This is a genomic window from Bacillus sp. 1735sda2 (genome assembly GCF_024159245.1).
In the GTDB taxonomy this organism is placed as follows: Bacteria; Bacillota; Bacilli; order Bacillales; family Bacillaceae; genus Bacillus; species Bacillus pumilus_O.
On the sequence record NZ_JAMYWZ010000001.1, the window covers coordinates 1,067,272 to 1,085,759 of the forward strand.

Annotated in this window: 17 protein-coding genes; 8 read left to right on the forward strand and 9 right to left on the reverse strand. The window is 41.7% G+C overall.

Annotated features, from left to right (window positions below):
- Positions 1-24 precede the first annotated feature (24 nt).
- From addB to NKR21_RS05430, 5 genes are read left to right on the forward strand one after another with little or no spacing between them, the layout of a single operon-like run.
- Complete coding sequence (addB, locus tag NKR21_RS05410; RefSeq protein ID WP_144456102.1) at positions 25-3,534, forward strand: helicase-exonuclease AddAB subunit AddB; 3,510 nt, start codon at positions 25-27, stop codon at positions 3,532-3,534.
- A complete protein-coding gene (addA, locus tag NKR21_RS05415; protein ID WP_144456099.1) occupies positions 3,512-7,216 on the forward strand; it encodes a helicase-exonuclease AddAB subunit AddA in 3,705 nt (1,234 codons plus the stop codon). Before addB ends, addA begins: the two co-directional genes overlap by 23 nt.
- A 26-nt stretch (positions 7,217-7,242) precedes the next feature.
- Positions 7,243-8,418: an exonuclease subunit SbcD gene (gene sbcD, locus NKR21_RS05420; protein WP_012009496.1), complete on the forward strand. Its 1,176-nt coding sequence runs from the start codon at positions 7,243-7,245 to the stop codon at positions 8,416-8,418.
- Entirely contained in the window at positions 8,415-11,810 is a 3,396-nt protein-coding gene (sbcC, locus tag NKR21_RS05425; protein WP_144456097.1) for an exonuclease subunit SbcC, read from the forward strand. The genes sbcD and sbcC overlap by 4 nt, the downstream gene beginning before the upstream one ends.
- A gap of 19 nt (positions 11,811-11,829) precedes the next feature.
- Positions 11,830-12,129 carry a hypothetical protein gene (locus NKR21_RS05430; protein WP_012009498.1) on the forward strand — a complete coding sequence of 100 codons (300 nt, stop codon included), beginning with the start codon at positions 11,830-11,832 and terminating at the stop codon, positions 12,127-12,129.
- A 46-nt stretch (positions 12,130-12,175) separates the two neighbouring features.
- Here NKR21_RS05430 and NKR21_RS05435 read toward each other — a convergent pair whose 3' ends face one another.
- From NKR21_RS05435 to NKR21_RS05470, 8 genes are all read right to left on the reverse strand, one after another.
- Positions 12,176-12,394, reverse strand: coding sequence for a spore germination protein (locus NKR21_RS05435; RefSeq protein WP_003211468.1), 219 nt, complete (start codon positions 12,392-12,394; stop codon positions 12,176-12,178).
- Positions 12,395-12,416: 22 nt separating this feature from the next.
- Entirely contained in the window at positions 12,417-12,848 is a 432-nt protein-coding gene (locus NKR21_RS05440) for a spore germination protein GerPE (RefSeq protein ID WP_012009500.1), read from the reverse strand.
- On the reverse strand, positions 12,848-13,024 hold the full coding sequence (locus tag NKR21_RS05445; RefSeq protein ID WP_003210893.1) for a germination protein GerPD: 177 nt from the start codon (positions 13,022-13,024) through the stop codon (positions 12,848-12,850). Before NKR21_RS05445 ends, NKR21_RS05440 begins: the two co-directional genes overlap by 1 nt.
- The gene (locus NKR21_RS05450; protein WP_041815378.1) at positions 13,021-13,635 is read right to left on the reverse strand and encodes a spore germination protein GerPC; all 615 of its coding nucleotides are present in this window, start codon (positions 13,633-13,635) and stop codon (positions 13,021-13,023) included. The genes NKR21_RS05445 and NKR21_RS05450 overlap by 4 nt, the downstream gene beginning before the upstream one ends.
- A 31-nt stretch (positions 13,636-13,666) precedes the next feature.
- Positions 13,667-13,900, reverse strand: a complete 234-nt coding sequence (locus NKR21_RS05455) for a spore germination protein GerPB (protein WP_012009502.1) — start codon at positions 13,898-13,900, stop codon at positions 13,667-13,669.
- A gap of 14 nt (positions 13,901-13,914) precedes the next feature.
- On the reverse strand, positions 13,915-14,136 hold the full coding sequence (locus NKR21_RS05460; RefSeq protein ID WP_003211745.1) for a spore germination protein: 222 nt from the start codon (positions 14,134-14,136) through the stop codon (positions 13,915-13,917).
- A gap of 127 nt (positions 14,137-14,263) precedes the next feature.
- Positions 14,264-14,425 (reverse strand): aspartyl-phosphate phosphatase Spo0E family protein, encoded by a 162-nt coding sequence (locus tag NKR21_RS05465; RefSeq protein WP_012009503.1) that lies wholly within the window; start codon positions 14,423-14,425, stop codon positions 14,264-14,266.
- A gap of 122 nt (positions 14,426-14,547) precedes the next feature.
- Complete coding sequence (locus NKR21_RS05470) at positions 14,548-15,642, reverse strand: CotH kinase family protein (protein ID WP_012009504.1); 1,095 nt, start codon at positions 15,640-15,642, stop codon at positions 14,548-14,550.
- A gap of 449 nt (positions 15,643-16,091) precedes the next feature.
- On the opposite strand from NKR21_RS05470, the gene NKR21_RS05475 reads away from it, so the two are divergent.
- From NKR21_RS05475 to NKR21_RS05485, 3 genes are all read left to right on the forward strand, one after another.
- Positions 16,092-16,514: a hypothetical protein gene (locus NKR21_RS05475; protein WP_041815381.1), complete on the forward strand. Its 423-nt coding sequence runs from the start codon at positions 16,092-16,094 to the stop codon at positions 16,512-16,514.
- Between the two features lie 41 nt (positions 16,515-16,555).
- On the forward strand, positions 16,556-17,461 hold the full coding sequence (locus NKR21_RS05480) for a fumarylacetoacetate hydrolase family protein (RefSeq protein WP_144456095.1): 906 nt from the start codon (positions 16,556-16,558) through the stop codon (positions 17,459-17,461).
- A gap of 92 nt (positions 17,462-17,553) precedes the next feature.
- On the forward strand, positions 17,554-17,922 hold the full coding sequence (locus tag NKR21_RS05485) for a YisL family protein (protein WP_012009507.1): 369 nt from the start codon (positions 17,554-17,556) through the stop codon (positions 17,920-17,922).
- A 38-nt stretch (positions 17,923-17,960) separates the two neighbouring features.
- On the opposite strand, the gene NKR21_RS05490 is transcribed toward NKR21_RS05485, so the two are convergent.
- Positions 17,961-18,488, reverse strand: a complete 528-nt coding sequence (locus NKR21_RS05490; protein WP_012009508.1) for a DUF2777 domain-containing protein — start codon at positions 18,486-18,488, stop codon at positions 17,961-17,963.

Sequence of the window (18,488 nt, forward strand, 5' to 3'; positions counted from 1 at the left end):
TACATAAGAAAGGTGTTGTGGAACGTGGAGATTCAGTTTTTAGCAGGCAGATCGGGGAGTGGAAAAACGACTGCAATCTTAGAGGAAATCAAAGAACAGCTTCGGCTTGATCCGTTGGGTTCGCCAATCATTTTTTTAGTCCCGGATCAAATGACATTTTTAATGGAATATGAGCTTGCGAAAACGTCTGAAGCTGGTGGAATGATCAGAGCTAAAGTATTTAGTTTCACTCGACTTGCTTGGTCTATTTTACAGCAGACTGGTGGAGCGAACCGGCAATTTGTGACAAGCACAGGAATTCAAATGCTTTTAAGAAAAGTGATTGAAGAGCAGAAAGACAAGTTTAAAGTATTCAAAAAAGCGAGTGATAAGCCGGGGTTTGTAGAGCAAATCGAAAAAACGATGGCTGAATTCAAAAGATACTGTATGCTGCCTGAGGATATTGAGAAAATTTCAGTGGAGAGCATGCTTTCAGAGTATACAGAAGAAAGACGGGCAGCCGAAAAATTGCATGACCTCCATGTTCTTTATCAGCAGATGGAGGAGCATTTACAAGATGAATATGTGCACTCAGAAGACTATTTGAATCTACTTGCCCAGCAAATTCCTTCAGCAGAAGAAATAAAAGGAGCACATATTTATATCGATGGTTTTTATCAATTTACACCGCAACAGCTTCTTGTCATCGAACAGCTCTTGCTGCATGCAGCAAAAGTAACGGCGGCTTTTACAGTAGATCAATCCTATCATGATAGGCAGCCAAATGAACTTGATTTATTTCGTATGACAGGTAAAACGTATTTCCAACTCTATCAGCTTGCTAAAGAGTGCGGAGCTGACATTTCTGAAACCATTTTTGAAAGAAATCATCGGCACCTTTATACACCAGATCTTGCTTATTTAGAACACCAATATGAGCAGCGGCCAGTGCAGCCATATCAGGAAAATACCCCTCATCTCACAGTGTCTAAAAGTGCAAGTAAACGAGCTGAAATTGAAGGAGTAGCGAGAGACATCCTTGATTTAGTGAGAGAAAAAGGACTTAGACTGCGAGATATCTCGATTGTAGCGCGGCATGTAGACGACTATAAAGATACGTTAAAAGAGGTTTTTCGAGATTACGATATTCCATTTTTTATTGATGGAAATGAATCGATGCAGTATCATCCGCTCATCGAATTGATTCGTTCGAGCTTGGATGTCATAAAAGGAAATTGGCGGTATGAAGCGGTATTTCGCTGCGTAAAAACAGAGTTCTTATTTCCGCTTGAAATCACTAAGAACAAAGCACGAAAGCAGGCAGATCAGCTCGAAAACTATTGTATTGCTTACGGTGTAAAAGGAGAGCGCTGGACAAACGGTTCCCGGTTTCATTACAGGCGCTTCCAATCATTAGATGAGGATTTCAGACAAACGGATCAAGAAATTGAAATGGAACAAATGCTGAATGACGTCAAAGAATGGATCGCGCCTCCGCTTTACCAGTTGCAGAAAAGGCTCAAAAAGGCGCAAAAGGTAAGAGATATGGTAGAGGCTGTCTATGTCTTTTTAGAAGAGATACAAGTACCAGATAAGCTTGAAAAAGCGAGGCTAGAAGCTGAAGAAGCAGGTCGATTAGCTGAAGCAATGCAGCACGGGCAAGTATGGGATGCGGTCATTCAATTAATGGATGAATTTGTTGACATGCTAGGTGACGAAGAGCTCTCATTTCCTTTATTTCAACAGATGATAGATACAGGGTTAGCTTCTCTAAAATTCGCTTTAATTCCGCCATCACTCGACCAAGTATTTATCGGAAGTATGGATTTATCCAGAATGTATCAAGTGAAGTGTATGTTTATCATTGGTGTAAATGATGGCGTTATTCCCGCGCGTCCCTCTGATGAGAGTGTATTGTCTGAAGATGACCGAGAATGGTTAAAGCGAGCAGGAGCAGAGCTGGCAGAGACAGGAAAGGAACGGCTGCTAGATGAACAATTTTTAATTTACCAAGCGTTATCAAGTCCATCCCATCATTTAAATCTATCCTATGCGGCTTCTGATGCAGAAGGACGTTTTCTATTGCCTTCGCCACTTATCAAGTATTGCCAAGAGCTTATGCCAAATCATCAGCAGGCTCTGTATGTGTTAGATCCAGAACAGCTGGAAGACGATGAGCAATTAAAATTTGTAGCGAATGAGCATGTTTCGTTGTCTTATACCGTCTCACAGCTCCAGCAATGGCTCAATCAATATCCCATTAGCGGTGTATGGTGGAGTGTCTATAACTACTTAATGACATCTCCTAATCGGGATGTATCAAAAAATATCATGTCAAGTTTGTTCTTTACAAATCGAGCGAAGCCATTAAAGCCTAATGTCACAAAAGAGCTTTACGGTGATCATATTCAGGGCAGTGTTTCAAGAATGGAGAAGTTCAATGCGTGTGCATTTTCTCACTTTGCTTCCCACGGTTTAAAACTAAAGGATCGGCAATTTTACAAATTGGAAGCACCTGATATCGGCCAGTTGTTTCACTCGGCTTTGAAGCATATTTCAGATACGCTAGTTGAACAAAAAAAGGATTGGAAAAACTTAACGAAGGAAGATTGTGTCACCTATTCAAGACATGCAATCGAACAGCTTGCGCCACGTCTTCAAAAGGAAATTCTATTAAGCTCTAATCGGCATGCTTATATTAAAGAAAAGCTTCAGAAAATCTTAATTCGAGTCTCTTCTATATTAAGTGAACATGCCAAAGTGAGTGGATTTTCTCCAGTAGGGCTTGAGTTAGGTTTTGGAGGCCAAGGACCTTTGCCGCCGTTTACTTTTCAATTAAAGAATGGCTGCACGATGGAGCTAGTCGGAAGAATTGACAGGGTAGATAAAGCAGAAGGTTCAAAAGGGCTGCTTTTAAGAATCGTCGATTACAAATCCAGTGAGAAAGGTCTTGACCTAGCAGAAGTATACTATGGTCTTGCCTTGCAAATGCTCACATACTTAGACCTCACCATTACGTATTCGAAGGAGTGGCTAGGCATAGAAGCAACGCCTGCTGGCATTTTATATTTCCATATTCATGACCCGCTCATTCAAGCCCCGATTCCACTTGCAGAGGATGAAATTGAGCAGGAAATATTCAAGAAATTTAAAATGAAGGGCTTATTGCTTGAAGATGTAGAAGCAGTCAAGCTAATGGATCAAACGCTTGATTCAGGTAGATCACAAGTCATTCAAGCCGGCTTGAAAAAGGATGGGTCTTTCCGTTCTGATTCGGCGGTTTTAAGTGAAGATCATTTCCATATACTCACACAACACGTTCGGCGCACATTTGAAGAAGCAGGTGAAAGAATTACAAATGGAGAGGTCGCAATTAATCCATATAAATTAAAGGATCAAACACCTTGCCGCTTTTGTTCTTTCAAGTCTATTTGCCAATTCGACGAATCAATAGAAGATAATGATTTTAGGGTGCTCACCTCTGAAAAGGATGATGTTGTGATAGAACGGATCAAAAAAGAAGGGGATCAGTATGCAAATACCAAAACCGAATAACAGTACGTGGACGGATGACCAGTGGGAAGCCATCGTTTCAGAAGGACAAGATATCTTAGTTGCGGCGGCGGCAGGTTCAGGTAAAACAGCTGTTTTGGTTGAACGCCTGATTCGAAAAATGACCCGGCCTGAACATCCAGTTGATGTCGATCGTCTGCTCGTTGTGACTTTCACAAACGCATCTGCAGCAGAGATGAAGCATCGGATCACAGAAGCACTTGAAAAAGAATTAGCCAAAAATCCTGGGTCTCTTCATATGAGAAGGCAGCTGTCCCTCATGAATCGAGCCAATATTTCAACCTTGCACTCCTTTTGCTTACAGGTTTTACGCACCTTTTACTATGAAATTGATCTTGATCCAGGCTTCCGTTTGGCTGATCAAACAGAAGGAGAACTATTAGGAGATGAAGTGTTAGATGAACTGTTTGAGGATGAATATAAGACTGGGAAGCTATCATTCTTTGAACTGGTTGATCGTTACACATCTGACCGTCATGACTTAGATTTGCAATGGCTCGTGAAGAGAATCTATGAGTTTTCAAGATCGCATCCATCTCCAGAGCAATGGATGCGGGCATTCCTTTCACTATATGATGTAGATGCTCAAACAAAAGTAGAAGAATTACCGTTTTATCCCTATATCAAAGAAGATCTTTCGCTCGTTCTCCGGAGCTGCCAGGAGCTGCTTGAACGAGCTCTTTCGCTATCAAAAGAGCCCGGCGGTCCAGCACCGAGAGCAGAGAATTTTATAGATGATTTAGAGCAAGTCAATGAATTAATCCGTCATCAAGATGATTTTGAGAAACTATATGAGCTTTTACCGAACGTCAATTTTAAAAGGCTTAAAACGTGCAAAGGGGACGAATATGACCCTGTTTTATTAGAGAAAGCCACTGATGCACGTAATCAAGCAAAAAAACAATTAGAAAAACTAAAAGATGAGTACTTCATGCGCAGTCCTGCCCAGCATTTAAAAAGCTTAGCTGAAATGAAGCCGATTGTCGAGACACTTGTAGAGCTAGTGATCCAATTTGGTGAGCGCTTCGAAAGAGCGAAGCAGGAAAAGTCTATTGTCGATTTTTCCGATTTAGAGCACTATTGCTTACGCATTTTAGCGGAGCAGGATGCAGAAGGACATTTGATCGAAACAGAAGCTGCTAAGTACTATCAACAGCAGTTTGAAGAAGTGCTCGTTGATGAATACCAGGATACAAACCTTGTACAAGAAACAATTTTAAAACTTGTATCTAAAGGAGAACATTCTTCAGAGGGTAATCTGTTTATGGTTGGTGATGTCAAGCAGTCTATTTATCGTTTTAGACTGGCTGAGCCCATGCTCTTTTTAAACAAATATAAACACTTTCAACCAGACGGCAAAGAAACAGGAAAGAGAATCGATTTAAATAAAAACTTCCGCAGCCGTTCAGATGTTTTAGATAGTACGAACTTTTTGTTCAAGCAGCTGATGGGGGAAACAGTTGGAGAAATTGAATATGATGAACAAGCTGAATTAAAGCTTGGAGCGAGTTATCCAGAAAGCAAAGGTACAACGACAGAAATGCTTCTTGTCCACTTAGATCAGCAGGAAGCAGAAACGGGTGAAGAGCGAGAAGAGCTCGAGACCGTCCAATTTGAAGCGAGGATCATTGCTAAAAAAATAAAAGAATTAGTGGAGAAACCATTTCAAGTGTACGATGCAAAGCAGCAAATGACCCGGAACTTGCAGTATCGAGACATTGTCATTTTACTTCGGTCTATGCCGTGGGCTCCGCAAATGATGGAGGAATTAAAGAAGCAGGGAATCCCCGTATATGCGAATCTTTCCTCTGGTTATTTTGAAGCAACAGAGGTGTCTGTCATCCTTTCTTTGTTAAAAGTCATTGATAATCCATATCAGGATATTCCGCTTACTGCTGTTTTAAGATCACCTCTTGTTCATTTAGATGAAAATGAGTTGGCTCTGATTCGGACGAGTGATAAAAAGGGCACGTATTATGATGCTGTAAAGGCCTTTATGAGTGTGACTCATTCTGATCATCCTACATGCAAAAAACTAGAGCGATTTTTCCAATTACTGCGCAAATGGCGTGATTTCTCCATCAATCATTCGGTGGCAGAATTAATTTGGGAAGTCTACCGCAATACACAGTATCTTGATTATGTTGGGGGAATGCCTGGAGGTAAGCAGCGGCAAGCGAATCTTCGTGCCCTTTATGACCGGGCCAAGCAATACGAAAAAGCTGCCTTTAGAGGGCTATTCCGATTCCTTCGTTTTATTGAAAGAATGCAGGAGCGTGGGGACGATCTTGGTGCGGCAAAAACGTTCAGTGAAACAGAGGACGTTGTGCGCATGATGACGATTCATAGTAGTAAAGGATTAGAATTCCCAGTCGTCTTTACCGCAGGACTTGGCAGAAACTTTAATATGATGGACTTAAACCAGTCTTATTTACTTGATAAAGAGCTAGGCTTTGGAAGCAAGTATATCCATCCTGAGCTGAGAATTAGTTATGCGACTTTACCACTTGTGGCGATGAAAAAAAAGATGAGAAAAGAGTTGTTATCTGAAGAGCTTAGAGTGCTTTATGTGGCGCTCACAAGAGCTAAAGAAAAATTATTTCTCGTCGGCTCTGTCAAAAATCAGGTGAAAGCATTAAGCAAATGGCAAAATGCCGCAACCGGAGAAGAGTGGCTGCTCCCAGATTTTGAACGGTATCAATCGAAAACATACTTAGATTTCATTGGACCTGCCCTCATCCGTCATCAAGCGATGTCATCTGTTTTAGAAGAAACAGGAGATGTTGTTCTTTCGCATCCGTCTACATTCACTATCTCATTTACGCAAGCTTCTGATCTTTTAAAGGAAGATATGTCACTTGAAAAGAAAGAGCAAGACGAGATTGTACAAGCATTGATGGTTGGTCTACCTGTTGAAGGATATGGCGATGCTGATGAGAAGGTGGCAGAGAGGCTCTCGTGGAAATATCCGTATCTAGCGGCCTCACAAGTCGGCACAAAGCAGTCTGTTTCCGAGATAAAAAGAATGAGAGAAATACAGGATGAGTACAGTGTTCCTTCTTCTATTCGAAAAGCTCGTGCAACGTTGTATGACCGGCCGGCTTTCATGAAGAAAAAAACACTCACTGCCGCAGAACAAGGCACCGCCATGCATACAGTGATGCAGCATATCCCGCTTCCTTCTGAGGAGCCCTATGATGAGTCACGTATAGGTCACTTGCTCGAATCTTTACAACAGCGAGACTTGCTAACAGATGAGCAGGTTCAGTCAATTAATCAAGAGGGAATCGCTGCTTTCTTCTCTACTTCAATTGGTCAAAAACTGCTAAAAGCGGACTGGGTGAAACGAGAGGTGTCATTTAGTATGGTGTTACCTGTTAAAGAGGTATACAGTCATATTGATACTGAGGGAGAGCCTGTTCTAATTCAAGGAATGATTGACTGTTTATTTGAAACAGATGGAAAGCTATATTTACTAGATTATAAAACTGATAGAGTTCAAGGCAGATTTTCAGGTGGAATTGACGCCGCTGAACCAATCTTGAAAAAGCGTTATGAAACCCAAATCGCGTTATATGCAAAAGCGGTAGAGCGTTTGACAAACAGAACATTAGAGGAGAAAATTCTTTATTTTTTCGATGGAAATGTAGAGATATCTTTATAAATGTATCGGAATGAGAGGTGAATCACATGAGGATTCTGCATACAGCGGATTGGCATTTAGGGAAAACCCTTGAAGGTCGAAGCCGGCTTGATGAGCAAGCACAGTTTTTAGATGAACTGTATCAAATCGTGAAAGACGAGCACATTGATGTCATTGTGATGGCTGGTGATGCCTTTGATACAGTGAATCCGCCTGCTAGAGCAGAGCAGCTTTTTTATGAAAGTCTATCTGCCTTATCTGATAAAGGAAAACGACAGGTAGTAGTCATTTCAGGAAACCACGATAATCCGGATCGCTTATCAGCTGCATCGCCTTTAACAAATGATCAAGGGATTCATTTAATTGGATATCCGACTAATGACATCATTCGAGTCGATGTTCCTTCTGCGGATGAACGTTTATCCATTGCGGCACTCGCTTATCCGTCTGAGGCGAGGCTGAATGAGGTACTGGCTGAAACATTTGAAGAGAAATTGCTTCGTGATCATTACAATTTAAAGATTCAACAAGCGTTTCAACATTTAAGTACTCAATTTCAACCGGATACGGTGAATATCGCAACAAGCCACATTTATGTGGCTGGAGGAAGTCAAACAGATTCAGAAAGACCGATTGAAGTAGGCGGCGCATATACCGTTGCGGCTGAAAGTCTGCCAGAATCCGCTTGCTATGTTGCACTTGGTCATTTGCACAGGCCGCAAACGATCAAACGTGCCAAAACAATTGCTCGTTATTCTGGATCACCACTTGCTTATAGCTTTTCTGAATCAGGCTATGCCAAATCAGTCACAATTGTAGAGGCAAAACCGAATGAAAAAGCAAGCTGGAAAGAAGTGTTTTTATCGAGCGGAAAGCCACTTATGAAATGGAAGGCGACTGAGGGACTGAGTCAAGTGTACGAGTGGTTGGATGAAAAACGGGATCTTCAGGCATGGATTGATCTAGAGATTCATTTAACAGATCAGCTTTCTATTGAAGAGATCCATCAGCTCCGAAAGCAGCATAGTGGGTTTGTTCATATTCGTCCAAAATTCAAAGAACTACAGCAAATAGAAGAGCAAAAGCAAGTGGAAAAACTCTCGATCGAAGAGAGGTTCGTGAAGTTTTATGAGCGCCAGACAGGTGGCGGTTTGCCTGATGAAAAAACAGTCAAACTGTTTTTAGAGCTAGCCAATGATATGCAAGAGGAGGAAGCGACTTGAAGCCGATTACGCTGACCATTAAAGGACTTCATAGCTTCAGAGAAGAACAAACAATCGACTTTAGCTCTTTATGTGATGCGGGTGTGTTTGGCATATTTGGACCGACTGGAAGTGGAAAGTCGTCCATTTTAGACGCCATGACCCTAGCACTCTATGGAAAAGTGGAGCGTGCGTTAAATAATACACATGGTATTTTGAACCAAGCGGAAGAAAAGCTGTCGGTTTCCTTTACATTTGCTTTGCAAAAGGAACACCACATTTCTTATAAAGTCGAACGTGCTTTCAAACGAGCGGATGAAATGAAAGTCAGAACGACTTTGTGCCGCCTAATTGAAATCGGTGATACGCAGACAGTTCTCGCAGATAAAGCGAGTGAGGTGAATCGTAAAGTAGAAGAACTACTCGGATTAACCATTGATGATTTTACCCGTGCGGTTGTTTTACCACAAGGGAAGTTTGCAGAATTTCTCTCCTTAAAAGGGGCAGACAGACGTCAAATGCTTCAGCGTTTGTTCAATTTGGAAAAGTATGGGGATCAACTCGTCAAGCGTTTACGTGCAAAGGCTCAAAAACATTATGGGCAAAAAAATGAACTGCTGGCTGAACTGAATGGTTTAGGAGAAGCTGGTCCAGAGGCGCTGGCGAAAGCAAAGGAAGCAGCTGAGCAGGCCAAGGCCATTTTTCATGAGAAAAAACAAGCGCGGGACGAAGCGTTCACTGCTTTTACAAAGGCGCAAGCGATCTGGCAGTATCAAAAGGAACAAGAAGCTTACGAGACTGAACAAAACAAGCTGAATTTACTGGCACCTTCAATAGAAGAGAAAAAGAAGAAGCTCCATATCGCAGAGCAGGCAGAGACGCTAAAGCCCTATGCGGATGCATTGACAAAAGCTGAAAAACAGCTTTCACAAGCATCGCAAGAGAAACAGGAAGCAGAAAAGCAGCTGCTGCATCAACGAACGATCTATGATCAAATGGCGCGGGAGTATGAGCAAGCCAGGCAAAAGAAAATAGAGACAGAGCCAGACCTTCTCCAAAAGAAAGAACAGCTAATTCAGCTAAAAGAAATTGAACGTAAAAAAGAGGCAGCTCTTCATGAAAAGACGGGCATAGAGCGCCAAAAAAATGAAAAATCGCAGCAGCTCCTCCAAAAGAAGAAAGAAGCGGAGAATCTCCAATCTCTATTAGAGCGTGCACTAACGAAACAAACACAGCTGAAGCATGAGCTGGAGCAGTTACAAGTTTCAGTGAAAGAACGCAAAAGTGTACAGGATGCTTTACGTTTAAGTGAAAATGTGGAAAGAATAAACCTCAGCATTCAAAAGGAAAAGCAAAAGCTGGACGAGCTAAACAAGCGAGCCTTACAGACTTCAGAAGCATATGAAAAGCTTCAAAAGCAGCAAAACGACCATCATGAAAAAATAGACCAGTCGTTTCAAGCAATTGAACACCTCTATTTTTATGTATGTGAACTCGAACGAGCTCTAACAGAATGGAATCAAAAAGTACAACATCAGAAACTTGAAAAATTAAAACAGCGTGATGCGGTAAGGGCGACAGAATTAAGAAAAGAATTAGCGGCAGAGCTAGTAGATGGTGAGCCATGTCCGGTTTGTGGGTCGATTCATCACGATCCAAAGGCTTTGGAATCCAATAACCATGACGAAACTGTGGCACAAGTCGATGAAATCATTCAACGGATGGACCAAGAGCTGAAGCAGGCAGAGGCGTATGGAAGAGATATATATGCCGCAAAGCAGCTCCTCGAAACGCATGCCAATCAATTAGTGAAACAATTTTCTTTCTTATCTCAAAAAGCCCCTGGGGCGGAAGTCGCTGCAGCAGTAGAAACGGTACAAAATTCGCAGTCTTTACAGGGTTTGATGCAAGAATGGAAAGGCGTAAAGCAAGATATTCAAGAGGTTGAACAGAAACGGGCTCGTTTAATGGATGAAACGCATAATCAAGCAACAGAGATGAGCAAGATCAAAGAGCAAATGACTTTTGAACAGCAGCGCATCAAAGAATTAGAGGTGCTGATCAAAGAGCTTCATGCTGAGCTATCAGAGCAAACGACTCAATTTGAACAGACCTTCCCGCACCTTACATTGAATCAAGTACAAGACATGCAAAAGCAAATCGATGAAAAGGACCAACAAGCGGAAGGCTATAAAGAACGTATTGAGAAAAGCATTTCATTTTTGGAAGAAAAACAGCTAGCAAAAGAGCAGCTGCAGACAGCGATATACAATGTCGAGAAAGAACTTGATAAACTAGCGCATCAGCTAGAAAGTCAGCAGCAACTTATCCAACAATATGAAACAGATTTAGGCCGATATCCATTAAAAGCTGCCTCTATTTCTGATGAACTTATTGAGGTTGAACACACCCTTTCTCTTCTTAATGAAAAAGAGCAACAATCGTACAAGCAATTGCAGCACGCGCAGCAGTTGTTTAGTGAGGCGCAAAGCCATTTTTCAAGCAGTGAGCGTCAGCTTCAAGAGGCGAACAGGCGAAAACAAGAAGCAGAAACATCATGGGAAAAAGAAGCAGAATCCTCTCCTTTTCATATGCCGCAGGACATTGAGTCTGTTTCAATGGAACAGACTCAATGTCAATCAGTTAAACAGGAAATTGAGGAATTTGAGGATAAAAGAAAGGAATGTGCCGCAAACTTAAAGCGAATTTCTGAATTACTGAAAGAAGAGTCACTGGATGAAAAGCAGTGGACAGACATTCAGCACAGAAAAGATGCAGCTGAAAAAGCATTGGAAGAAGCGACAGCAATGAATGGGTCGGCACATGAACACCTGCGTGTGATTGAAGAGAATCATCAGCGTTTTGCAAGTATTCACGAACGATTGGAAGCATTGCAGCAAGAAATTGATCGCCTTGATAAACTGCAAACTGTTTTTAAAGGGAATACGTTTGTTGAATTTTTAGCAGAAGAACAGCTGGAAAGTGTCAGTCGTGATGCATCCGCCCGCTTAAGTATGTTGACGAGACAAAGATATGCGATTGAGGTCGACTCAGAAGGCGGCTTCGTGATGCGTGATGATGCAAATGGTGGTGTTAGGCGTCCTGTGTCCAGCTTGTCCGGTGGGGAAACCTTCTTGACATCGCTAGCGCTTGCTCTTGCTCTTTCTGCACAAATTCAGCTGAGAGGTGAATTCCCGTTGCAATTCTTTTTCCTTGATGAAGGGTTCGGTACGCTCGATCAAGACTTGCTTGATACGGTCATTACCGCATTAGAGAAGCTTCAGTCTCACAATTTAGCAGTTGGTGTCATCAGCCACGTGGAAGAATTGAAAATGAGACTACCGAAGAAACTGATTGTCCATCCAGCAGATCCAAGCGGGAAAGGGACAACGGTCTCAATGGAATTAATGTAAATGTCGAGGTGATAACAGGATGGCAAAGCAAACGATTGGATTATGTGAGCTGTGCGGAAGGCAAAATGTCCTGCTTACAGAACACCACTTAACACCAAGAGAAGAAGGTGGGGCTTTTTTACCGACTGCCTTCCTGTGTATCCCTTGCCATAAACAAGTGCATGCCCTCTTTACAAACCAGGAGCTTGCCGCGCGCTTAAGCACACTTGATGCACTAAGACAAGATGAAAAGCTTGCTTCGTACATCAAATGGATTCGAAAACAGCCGGCAAGCAAACTGGTTAAAACAAAAAAATCAAGACAACGCAGAAAAAAATAAGCATAAAAAGCGCTCCTCTTAATGAAATGTCTGTAGAGGAGCTGCTTTATGCATTGCCTACCATATTCTGATCATTTAAGTCAGGATCCACATAGTTGGTGGCGCTAATGCCATTATTTAAGATCAAGAAATCTCCGGTATTTCCCGCTCCAGAGCCTAAAGCAGACTTTGACGAGCTTTTAGGCGACAAGTAGAATGAGTCACCGACGTTGACGACGCCTCCAGAAATAGAGTTAATGTAAATGGGTCCGACAATTGCTGGCATAATCGACATCCTTTATTCGAAGTCATATCACCATCATATGCGCAGGTAGGTCCATTTGTGAGTTTGGCGGACTTTCGTCGTTGCTAAATAACTCTCGAATATGCTTCACTCTTGCAACGCCATTCATTCCACACGTAGAGCCAATTTGAAACACAGAGGAGGAAGACACCCCTTCTACATGTATTGAAGAAACTTTAATCACAGGCTTCTCGTGATAAAAAGCTGTTCTGACAGATCGTTCTGGCAACATCAATGGAATAGGCTCATAATACACTTCAAATTCTTTCGCATCTAAGTTTTCTGCTTCATTCCCATAAAACAAACTAACGGTTCGCTGAACAGCTAACACCTTCACTTTCGGGCATAGCTCCTGTGTATCACCGATTTGAACAACACTTGAGATCCCGACAGAATTCACCTTCGAGAACTTCACTTGAGATGTGCGCTTTATCATTATCGAGGTGCAAGAGGAACAAACGGGCCAATGATCAAAGATTCTGGCGGTGTATCAAAGATGGAGGATAATTGTACATGATCTGTGTCCCCAATGATAAATAGGGAAGAGGACGAAACCCCAACTACTTTAATGCTTCCGGTCTCGATGTTGCGGTTGACGACTGTGAAATTCATCCGTTTTCCTCTCCTTTCGTTTCATTTGGAATATGGGCTAAGAAGTGTTCAATTGCCCGTTTGACATCATGCTTCACATATTCAGCAATTTGCTCTGAACGCTGCAGCGGGGTCATATCTTCCCGGTGCGGGAGCTGTCCTGCATAATATTTGATTCTGCTGTCAATTTGTTTTCGGATGTCTTCAATGATGTGGTGTTTGTTACTTTCATCAAGAGACCCTTCGTATCGTTGCTCTAGCTCTTCAAGAAGTTCTGGCGCTTCTTCGTTTAAAAATGCGTCGACAAGCTGGCGTGTTTGATTGAAAAATTGATCAGCCATTTCTTGCTGCATCATTCCAATGCCCGGGGTTGTTGTTTGGCCCACTTCAAAGTTTTGAACACTGTTTGGATCAGATGGATTGAGGCCGATATTCAGCGTACCTTCCAGCCGCTCGATTTTCAGTTGATCAAATTGATAATCAATCCGTTCAATCGTCGTTGTCGGTTTATCCTTGATCATTTGCATTTCCTGCTGAAGCTCGTTAAGCCTTTTTTCAAGCATCATGATTTGTTGTGTTTGCTTTTGAATGATGCCATGCACCTGTGAAGCGTTGCTTTGATATTCATACATTGACATACACCTCCGGGGATTGCAGATGAACTTAAGTTGTTGGTGACTGAAGCGGTACAAAAGGTGTTGTGCTTGCGCCTTGGGATTCTTGAATTCCTTGTGTGCCTGCTGCGGCAGGTGCTGCTTCTACGTAGCTGCCCGTGTTATACAAATTAGAAAGAGCTTTAATTGACCCAGCGCTCCCAATTTGTAGCACAGAGGAGTTACTAACAGACTCTACACGCAAATAATTAATTTGTATCGCTTGATTAATATAGAAGTTCAATGAATATTCACTCCTTACAAGTTACCAACAAGCGGTTGATCAATGACATCACTGTCGTACGTATTTGTCACACTTTTATAGTTGCTAATGCGCAATTGATCACCAGTGTTAAAACTGCCTGCGCCAGCAAACGTTTTAACCTGACTATTTGGAGAAATGGTGATGCAGTCTCCAACATGAACGACTCCGCTCGTTCCGACGGCATTTACTTTAAAGGCTCCAACAATAGCCGGCATAGCGGTGCACATCCTTTATAAAAATAAGGCACTTTGTTTTTGGGCGTTTCACCATAGCTTATGATGGGTCTTTTAATGTGTGATTGTCTTTTTGAAAGCTTTTGATGAGAGGAATGAGGTGTATGGTTTACCCTTTTTTAGAGCATTCATTCGAGGTGTATTTGATGCCTTTATTTAAGAGTGTGTCAAGCTCTTGACTGCACCTGATGGTTTCTTCGGCATTCATCCCGAATTTTTTTGCGGTCTCAATTAAATGTAATCTTTTTTGTTCAATTTCATAATTGATCATAACGGACGCCAACTCTCACATTTTTTATCAAATAGAAGGATATGGCTAGTATACCCTATTTTTCTATAAAAAAAGTTGTTTCGTCAATATGAGTAATAAAGTGACAAAATTCGAAAGCGTCCTTACGTTCCCTCTCTCTCTTTTCTTATTTCAGCCTGTAAATAACGTCGCCTTTTGTTGATATATTGACGGATGATTTCTCGTTCTGATTGTAAGATGTCTTTGCGGTCTCTTGTATAAGGATCATTTCCAATTCGCTTCTCAATAGAAGCATGCCATTTCTCAATCACTGGACAAAGCTGGTCTGCTAAAAAATGTGTATCGAGTACGTGCTGGAAAAGCGTGTAATAGGCTTTCTTAAATGAAGGGATATCTAGTAATCTCGCAGTTAACGTATTAAAGCCGCTTACTGGAATATAATCAAACGCCATTTCTTCTCCATGGATGTCACGGCCCCATGTCGCATCATAATCCCAAGGAAGCACTTGGAATCTGCCTTGTTCATTCACATAAAGAGCGTAGTTATGGACAAAGCCGTCAAAGTTTTGTGTGCACACGACACCAATGAGCCAGCGGAAATACTGGGTCACATCTAGGTAATGTTCAATCTTTTCTGCAAATATGTCATCTTTCGCTGTGTTGAGAAAGTAAATAAATTCACTTAGCTGCTGATCATGTTGAGAAGTCCCTGTTTTTTTCTCATACCCGAGGAGAAGGTGTTTTTTTGGCTTTTTATCAAATGAACTCAAAAGGGAAAAATTGGCGTCGTCATCGACTGCATAATAAATGCCGCCTCCTGAAAGCTGTCTTTTTTGAAAAAAGTGCTCATCGACGGATTCTATTTTTAAATAAATGCCTTCTTTTCTTCCGTTTATCGTGAGAAACACATGAGACGCAGCAGGGCTTAGCACTCCTATCTGCTCAAAGAAATAAAAGGACAGTCTGTTTCGGATAAATGAAGGGTCATTGTATTCTGCATTTAAATGAAAGATAGATTCGCCTTGTCTTTGCTTTGGCTTTCGATATTCAATTTGATAGGACTTTTTTTTCAGCTTTCTGATGTGAGATCCCCGGTATGAAGCGTAAATGTGTGATTTGATCTGACCAGTTTTCAAAATGCCCTCAACAGGTTCGTCGTTCCATATGTCTTTTCTTAATTCAATCAGGTCCTTTGGATGAATCCAAATATCCATTTGCTTTAAAGGTTCTGTGGTCATGCGTTCATCCTCCTCCTATGTTCTTCTTTACGATATGAAAATGAAGGAATGTCCTGTACCCGTTTGTTAGGTATTCATGGAGTTTTAAAAGAAAGGGACATCCGCCAAGAACAGTTGTCTACCAAGTCTCGTAACATAAAGCAGAGAAGATAAACAGCTTGATCTGTTTGTTTTGTCAAAGTATAGACTGGGAGGGGAATCGTTCGTGAGCACATTTGATCATTCACATATTGAACATGCAGTGGATTCACTTCGAAGTGAAGGACGTGATCATCACTTAGATCGTGAACCAGAATCGAGACGCTCGCACAAGTCAGCACGTTCTCGCCATTCAAATCGCCGTCATTGGTTCTTTGGTGGAGGAGGATGCCGTAAATCACATCGCAGCAAAAAAAGCTATAAGAGCTATCGTTCGAAAAAAAGCCGCTGTTCAAAGAAAAGCGTGAAAAGTGAGAAACCATGCAAAAGTAAAAAGTCGTGCAAAAGCAAGAAATCTTGCAGAAGCAAAAAAAGTGAGCCGAAAAAATCATGCCGCAGCAAGCACAGATCCCATCATAAGAAAAGCTGCCGTAAGTCACACCGCAGCAAATGCAGATCGCATCATAAGAAGAGCTGTCGCAAGTCACATCGCAGCAAGCACAGATCGCATCATAAGAAGAGCCGCAAGTCGCACCGCAGTTATTCTTGCAAAAGATGTGGAAAGAAAAATCATCATTCCCGTAGAAGTAGAAATGTTGACCGCAAATGGGATCAGGGGAACATGTGGGAGTATCGCCGCTACCGCTAAACATCAGATCATCTTTTTTGAAACCCTTTTTAAAAGAGAGTATGATAAAAAAGGGTTTTTTTTATTTGATAGAGAAATAAAATGAGACATCACCACTTAGCGAAATGAAGATTGTGAGGGGAAGACATGAAGTTTTTTACAGGAGAGATACATAGCAGAATGTTTATTTGGGTAGTCATTGATGATGAATGGGTTATGGATGTCAAAAAGGCAGAAGCCAAATTATTCGAGCTTGAGACATTGCCAAACTCTTTAGCTGAATGTATTCATATGGGAGACAAGTTTGTTGAGCATGTCAAACAACTCCTTGACTGGGCTGAGAAAAAACAAGAAGACCGTGGTTCTTATGTTTATCCGCTGTCGGACGTGAAACTCCATGCGCCAATTCCAAAGCCAGCTAAAAATATTATGTGTGTTGGAAAGAATTATCAAGATCATGTCATGGAAATGGGAAGTGCAGCGGATATTCCTAAAGATGTGATGATCTTTACGAAGGCACCTACTTCAGTCATTGGACATGAAGCGGATATCCTCCTTCATGAAGATGTGACGAGTGAACTAGATTATGAAGGGGAGCTTGCGATCGTGATCGGCAAAACAGGGAAGAATATTGCACCTGAAGATGTCCGCGATTATCTATTTGGTTACACCATTTTAAATGACGTAACGGCAAGAGATTTACAGAAAAAACACAAACAATTTTTCATAGGTAAAAGCTTAGATACAACCTGCCCGATAGGACCTTATATTGTGCATAAATCAGTGATTGAGGATCACGGTGCGCTTCATGTGGAAACAAAGGTGAACGGAGAAGTTCGCCAGTCTGCAAGTACAGAATTAATGATTTTCTCCATCGAGAACATTGTGTCTACTCTTTCAAAAGGGATGACACTAGAAGCTGGTGACATCATTGCAACGGGAACACCTTCTGGGGTTGGCAAAGGCTTTGAACCGCCTAAATTCTTAGCTTCAGGGGACCAAATCGACATTACGATTGAACCGATTGGAACGCTATCAAATCGCGTCAAATAAAGAGTAAGATGACACAGGATTGTCGCTTTGTGTTCGACTTATTTCGTGGTACGATGAGAAGGTAATTGTTCTGATAAAGGGGGAAATAACGAATGGGAACGCATTTACATATTACAGCATGGGTGCTAGGAATTATCTTATTCTTCGTGGCCTTTGCTCTAGCTGGTAAAAACGACAAAGGTGCTAAAATTGTGCACATGATTGTCAGATTATTGTACTTAATCATTATCGCCACAGGCGTAGAGCTGTATGTTCGCACAGGAATGAAGATTCCAGGTTTCGGTGGCGAGTATATCGGTAAAATGATTCTCGGTATCCTAGTGATCGGCTTCATGGAAATGACACTTGTACGCAAGAAAAAAGGAAAATCGGTGACTGGTGTATTGATTGGTTTTATCATATTCGCGATTGTGACCATTCTTCTCGGTTTACGTCTGCCGATTGGTTTCCATATCTTTTAATGGAAAAAGGACATTGCTTATACGAAGCAGTGTCCTTTTTATATGCCATCAAACTGCGAAACTGAACGGTGACCATCAGAAGTGGTCCATTCAAAACGAATTTGTCCCAAAGCGAAATCGTGGTGACATTGAAGGGCAAGTGATTGTGTATCTGTCGAAAACTGAAAGAAAGAAACTTGTTGAAAAGAATGAAAGGAGGAGAAAACACAATCGTAGACAGAAAAGCCAAGCTGCTCGATCTGTGCAATGATGTCATAAAAGACGTTTTCAGGAACAAACATGAGAAGGTCAAGCAAGCCTTTGGCAAGTGATGCCGTATATTGAATCTCTTCACCGCCTTGTATGTCTAACAGCTCTCCATTTTCATGAAGTATCATGGAACCGAGCAGTTCACCTTTTGTCCATCTATCATTTTCCTTTAAACAGATCATCGTGCTTTGAAGACTTTCTGGTAGCATGATGTCTCCTTCTTCATCTTCAATCAGACAATGCCCGTTTTCAATGAGTAAATATCCGTTGCACCATCTTCGGTCGCAGCGTTCAAGCTGATTCATTCGTTTTTCCAT

Bases quoted from the DNA above. Each gene is read 5' to 3' on its own strand.
- NKR21_RS05470 (WP_012009504.1), bottom strand. From the start codon at position 15,642: ATGACCACAGAACCTTTAAAGCAAATGGATATTTGGATTCATCCAAAG.
- NKR21_RS05485 (WP_012009507.1), top strand. From the start codon at position 17,554: ATGGGAACGCATTTACATATTACAGCATGGGTGCTAGGAATTATCTTA.
- NKR21_RS05460 (WP_003211745.1), bottom strand. From the start codon at position 14,136: ATGCCGGCTATTGTTGGAGCCTTTAAAGTAAATGCCGTCGGAACGAGC.
- NKR21_RS05435 (WP_003211468.1), bottom strand. From the start codon at position 12,394: ATGCCAGCAATTGTCGGACCCATTTACATTAACTCTATTTCTGGAGGC.
- NKR21_RS05490 (WP_012009508.1), bottom strand. From the start codon at position 18,488: ATGGAAAAACGAATGAATCAGCTTGAACGCTGCGACCGAAGATGGTGC.
- NKR21_RS05450 (WP_041815378.1), bottom strand. From the start codon at position 13,635: ATGTATGAATATCAAAGCAACGCTTCACAGGTGCATGGCATCATTCAA.
- NKR21_RS05440 (WP_012009500.1), bottom strand. From the start codon at position 12,848: ATGATAAAGCGCACATCTCAAGTGAAGTTCTCGAAGGTGAATTCTGTC.
- NKR21_RS05465 (WP_012009503.1), bottom strand. From the start codon at position 14,425: ATGATCAATTATGAAATTGAACAAAAAAGATTACATTTAATTGAGACC.
- NKR21_RS05430 (WP_012009498.1), top strand. From the start codon at position 11,830: ATGGCAAAGCAAACGATTGGATTATGTGAGCTGTGCGGAAGGCAAAAT.
- NKR21_RS05445 (WP_003210893.1), bottom strand. From the start codon at position 13,024: ATGAATTTCACAGTCGTCAACCGCAACATCGAGACCGGAAGCATTAAA.
- addA (WP_144456099.1), top strand. From the start codon at position 3,512: ATGCAAATACCAAAACCGAATAACAGTACGTGGACGGATGACCAGTGG.
- NKR21_RS05480 (WP_144456095.1), top strand. From the start codon at position 16,556: ATGAAGTTTTTTACAGGAGAGATACATAGCAGAATGTTTATTTGGGTA.
- sbcD (WP_012009496.1), top strand. From the start codon at position 7,243: ATGAGGATTCTGCATACAGCGGATTGGCATTTAGGGAAAACCCTTGAA.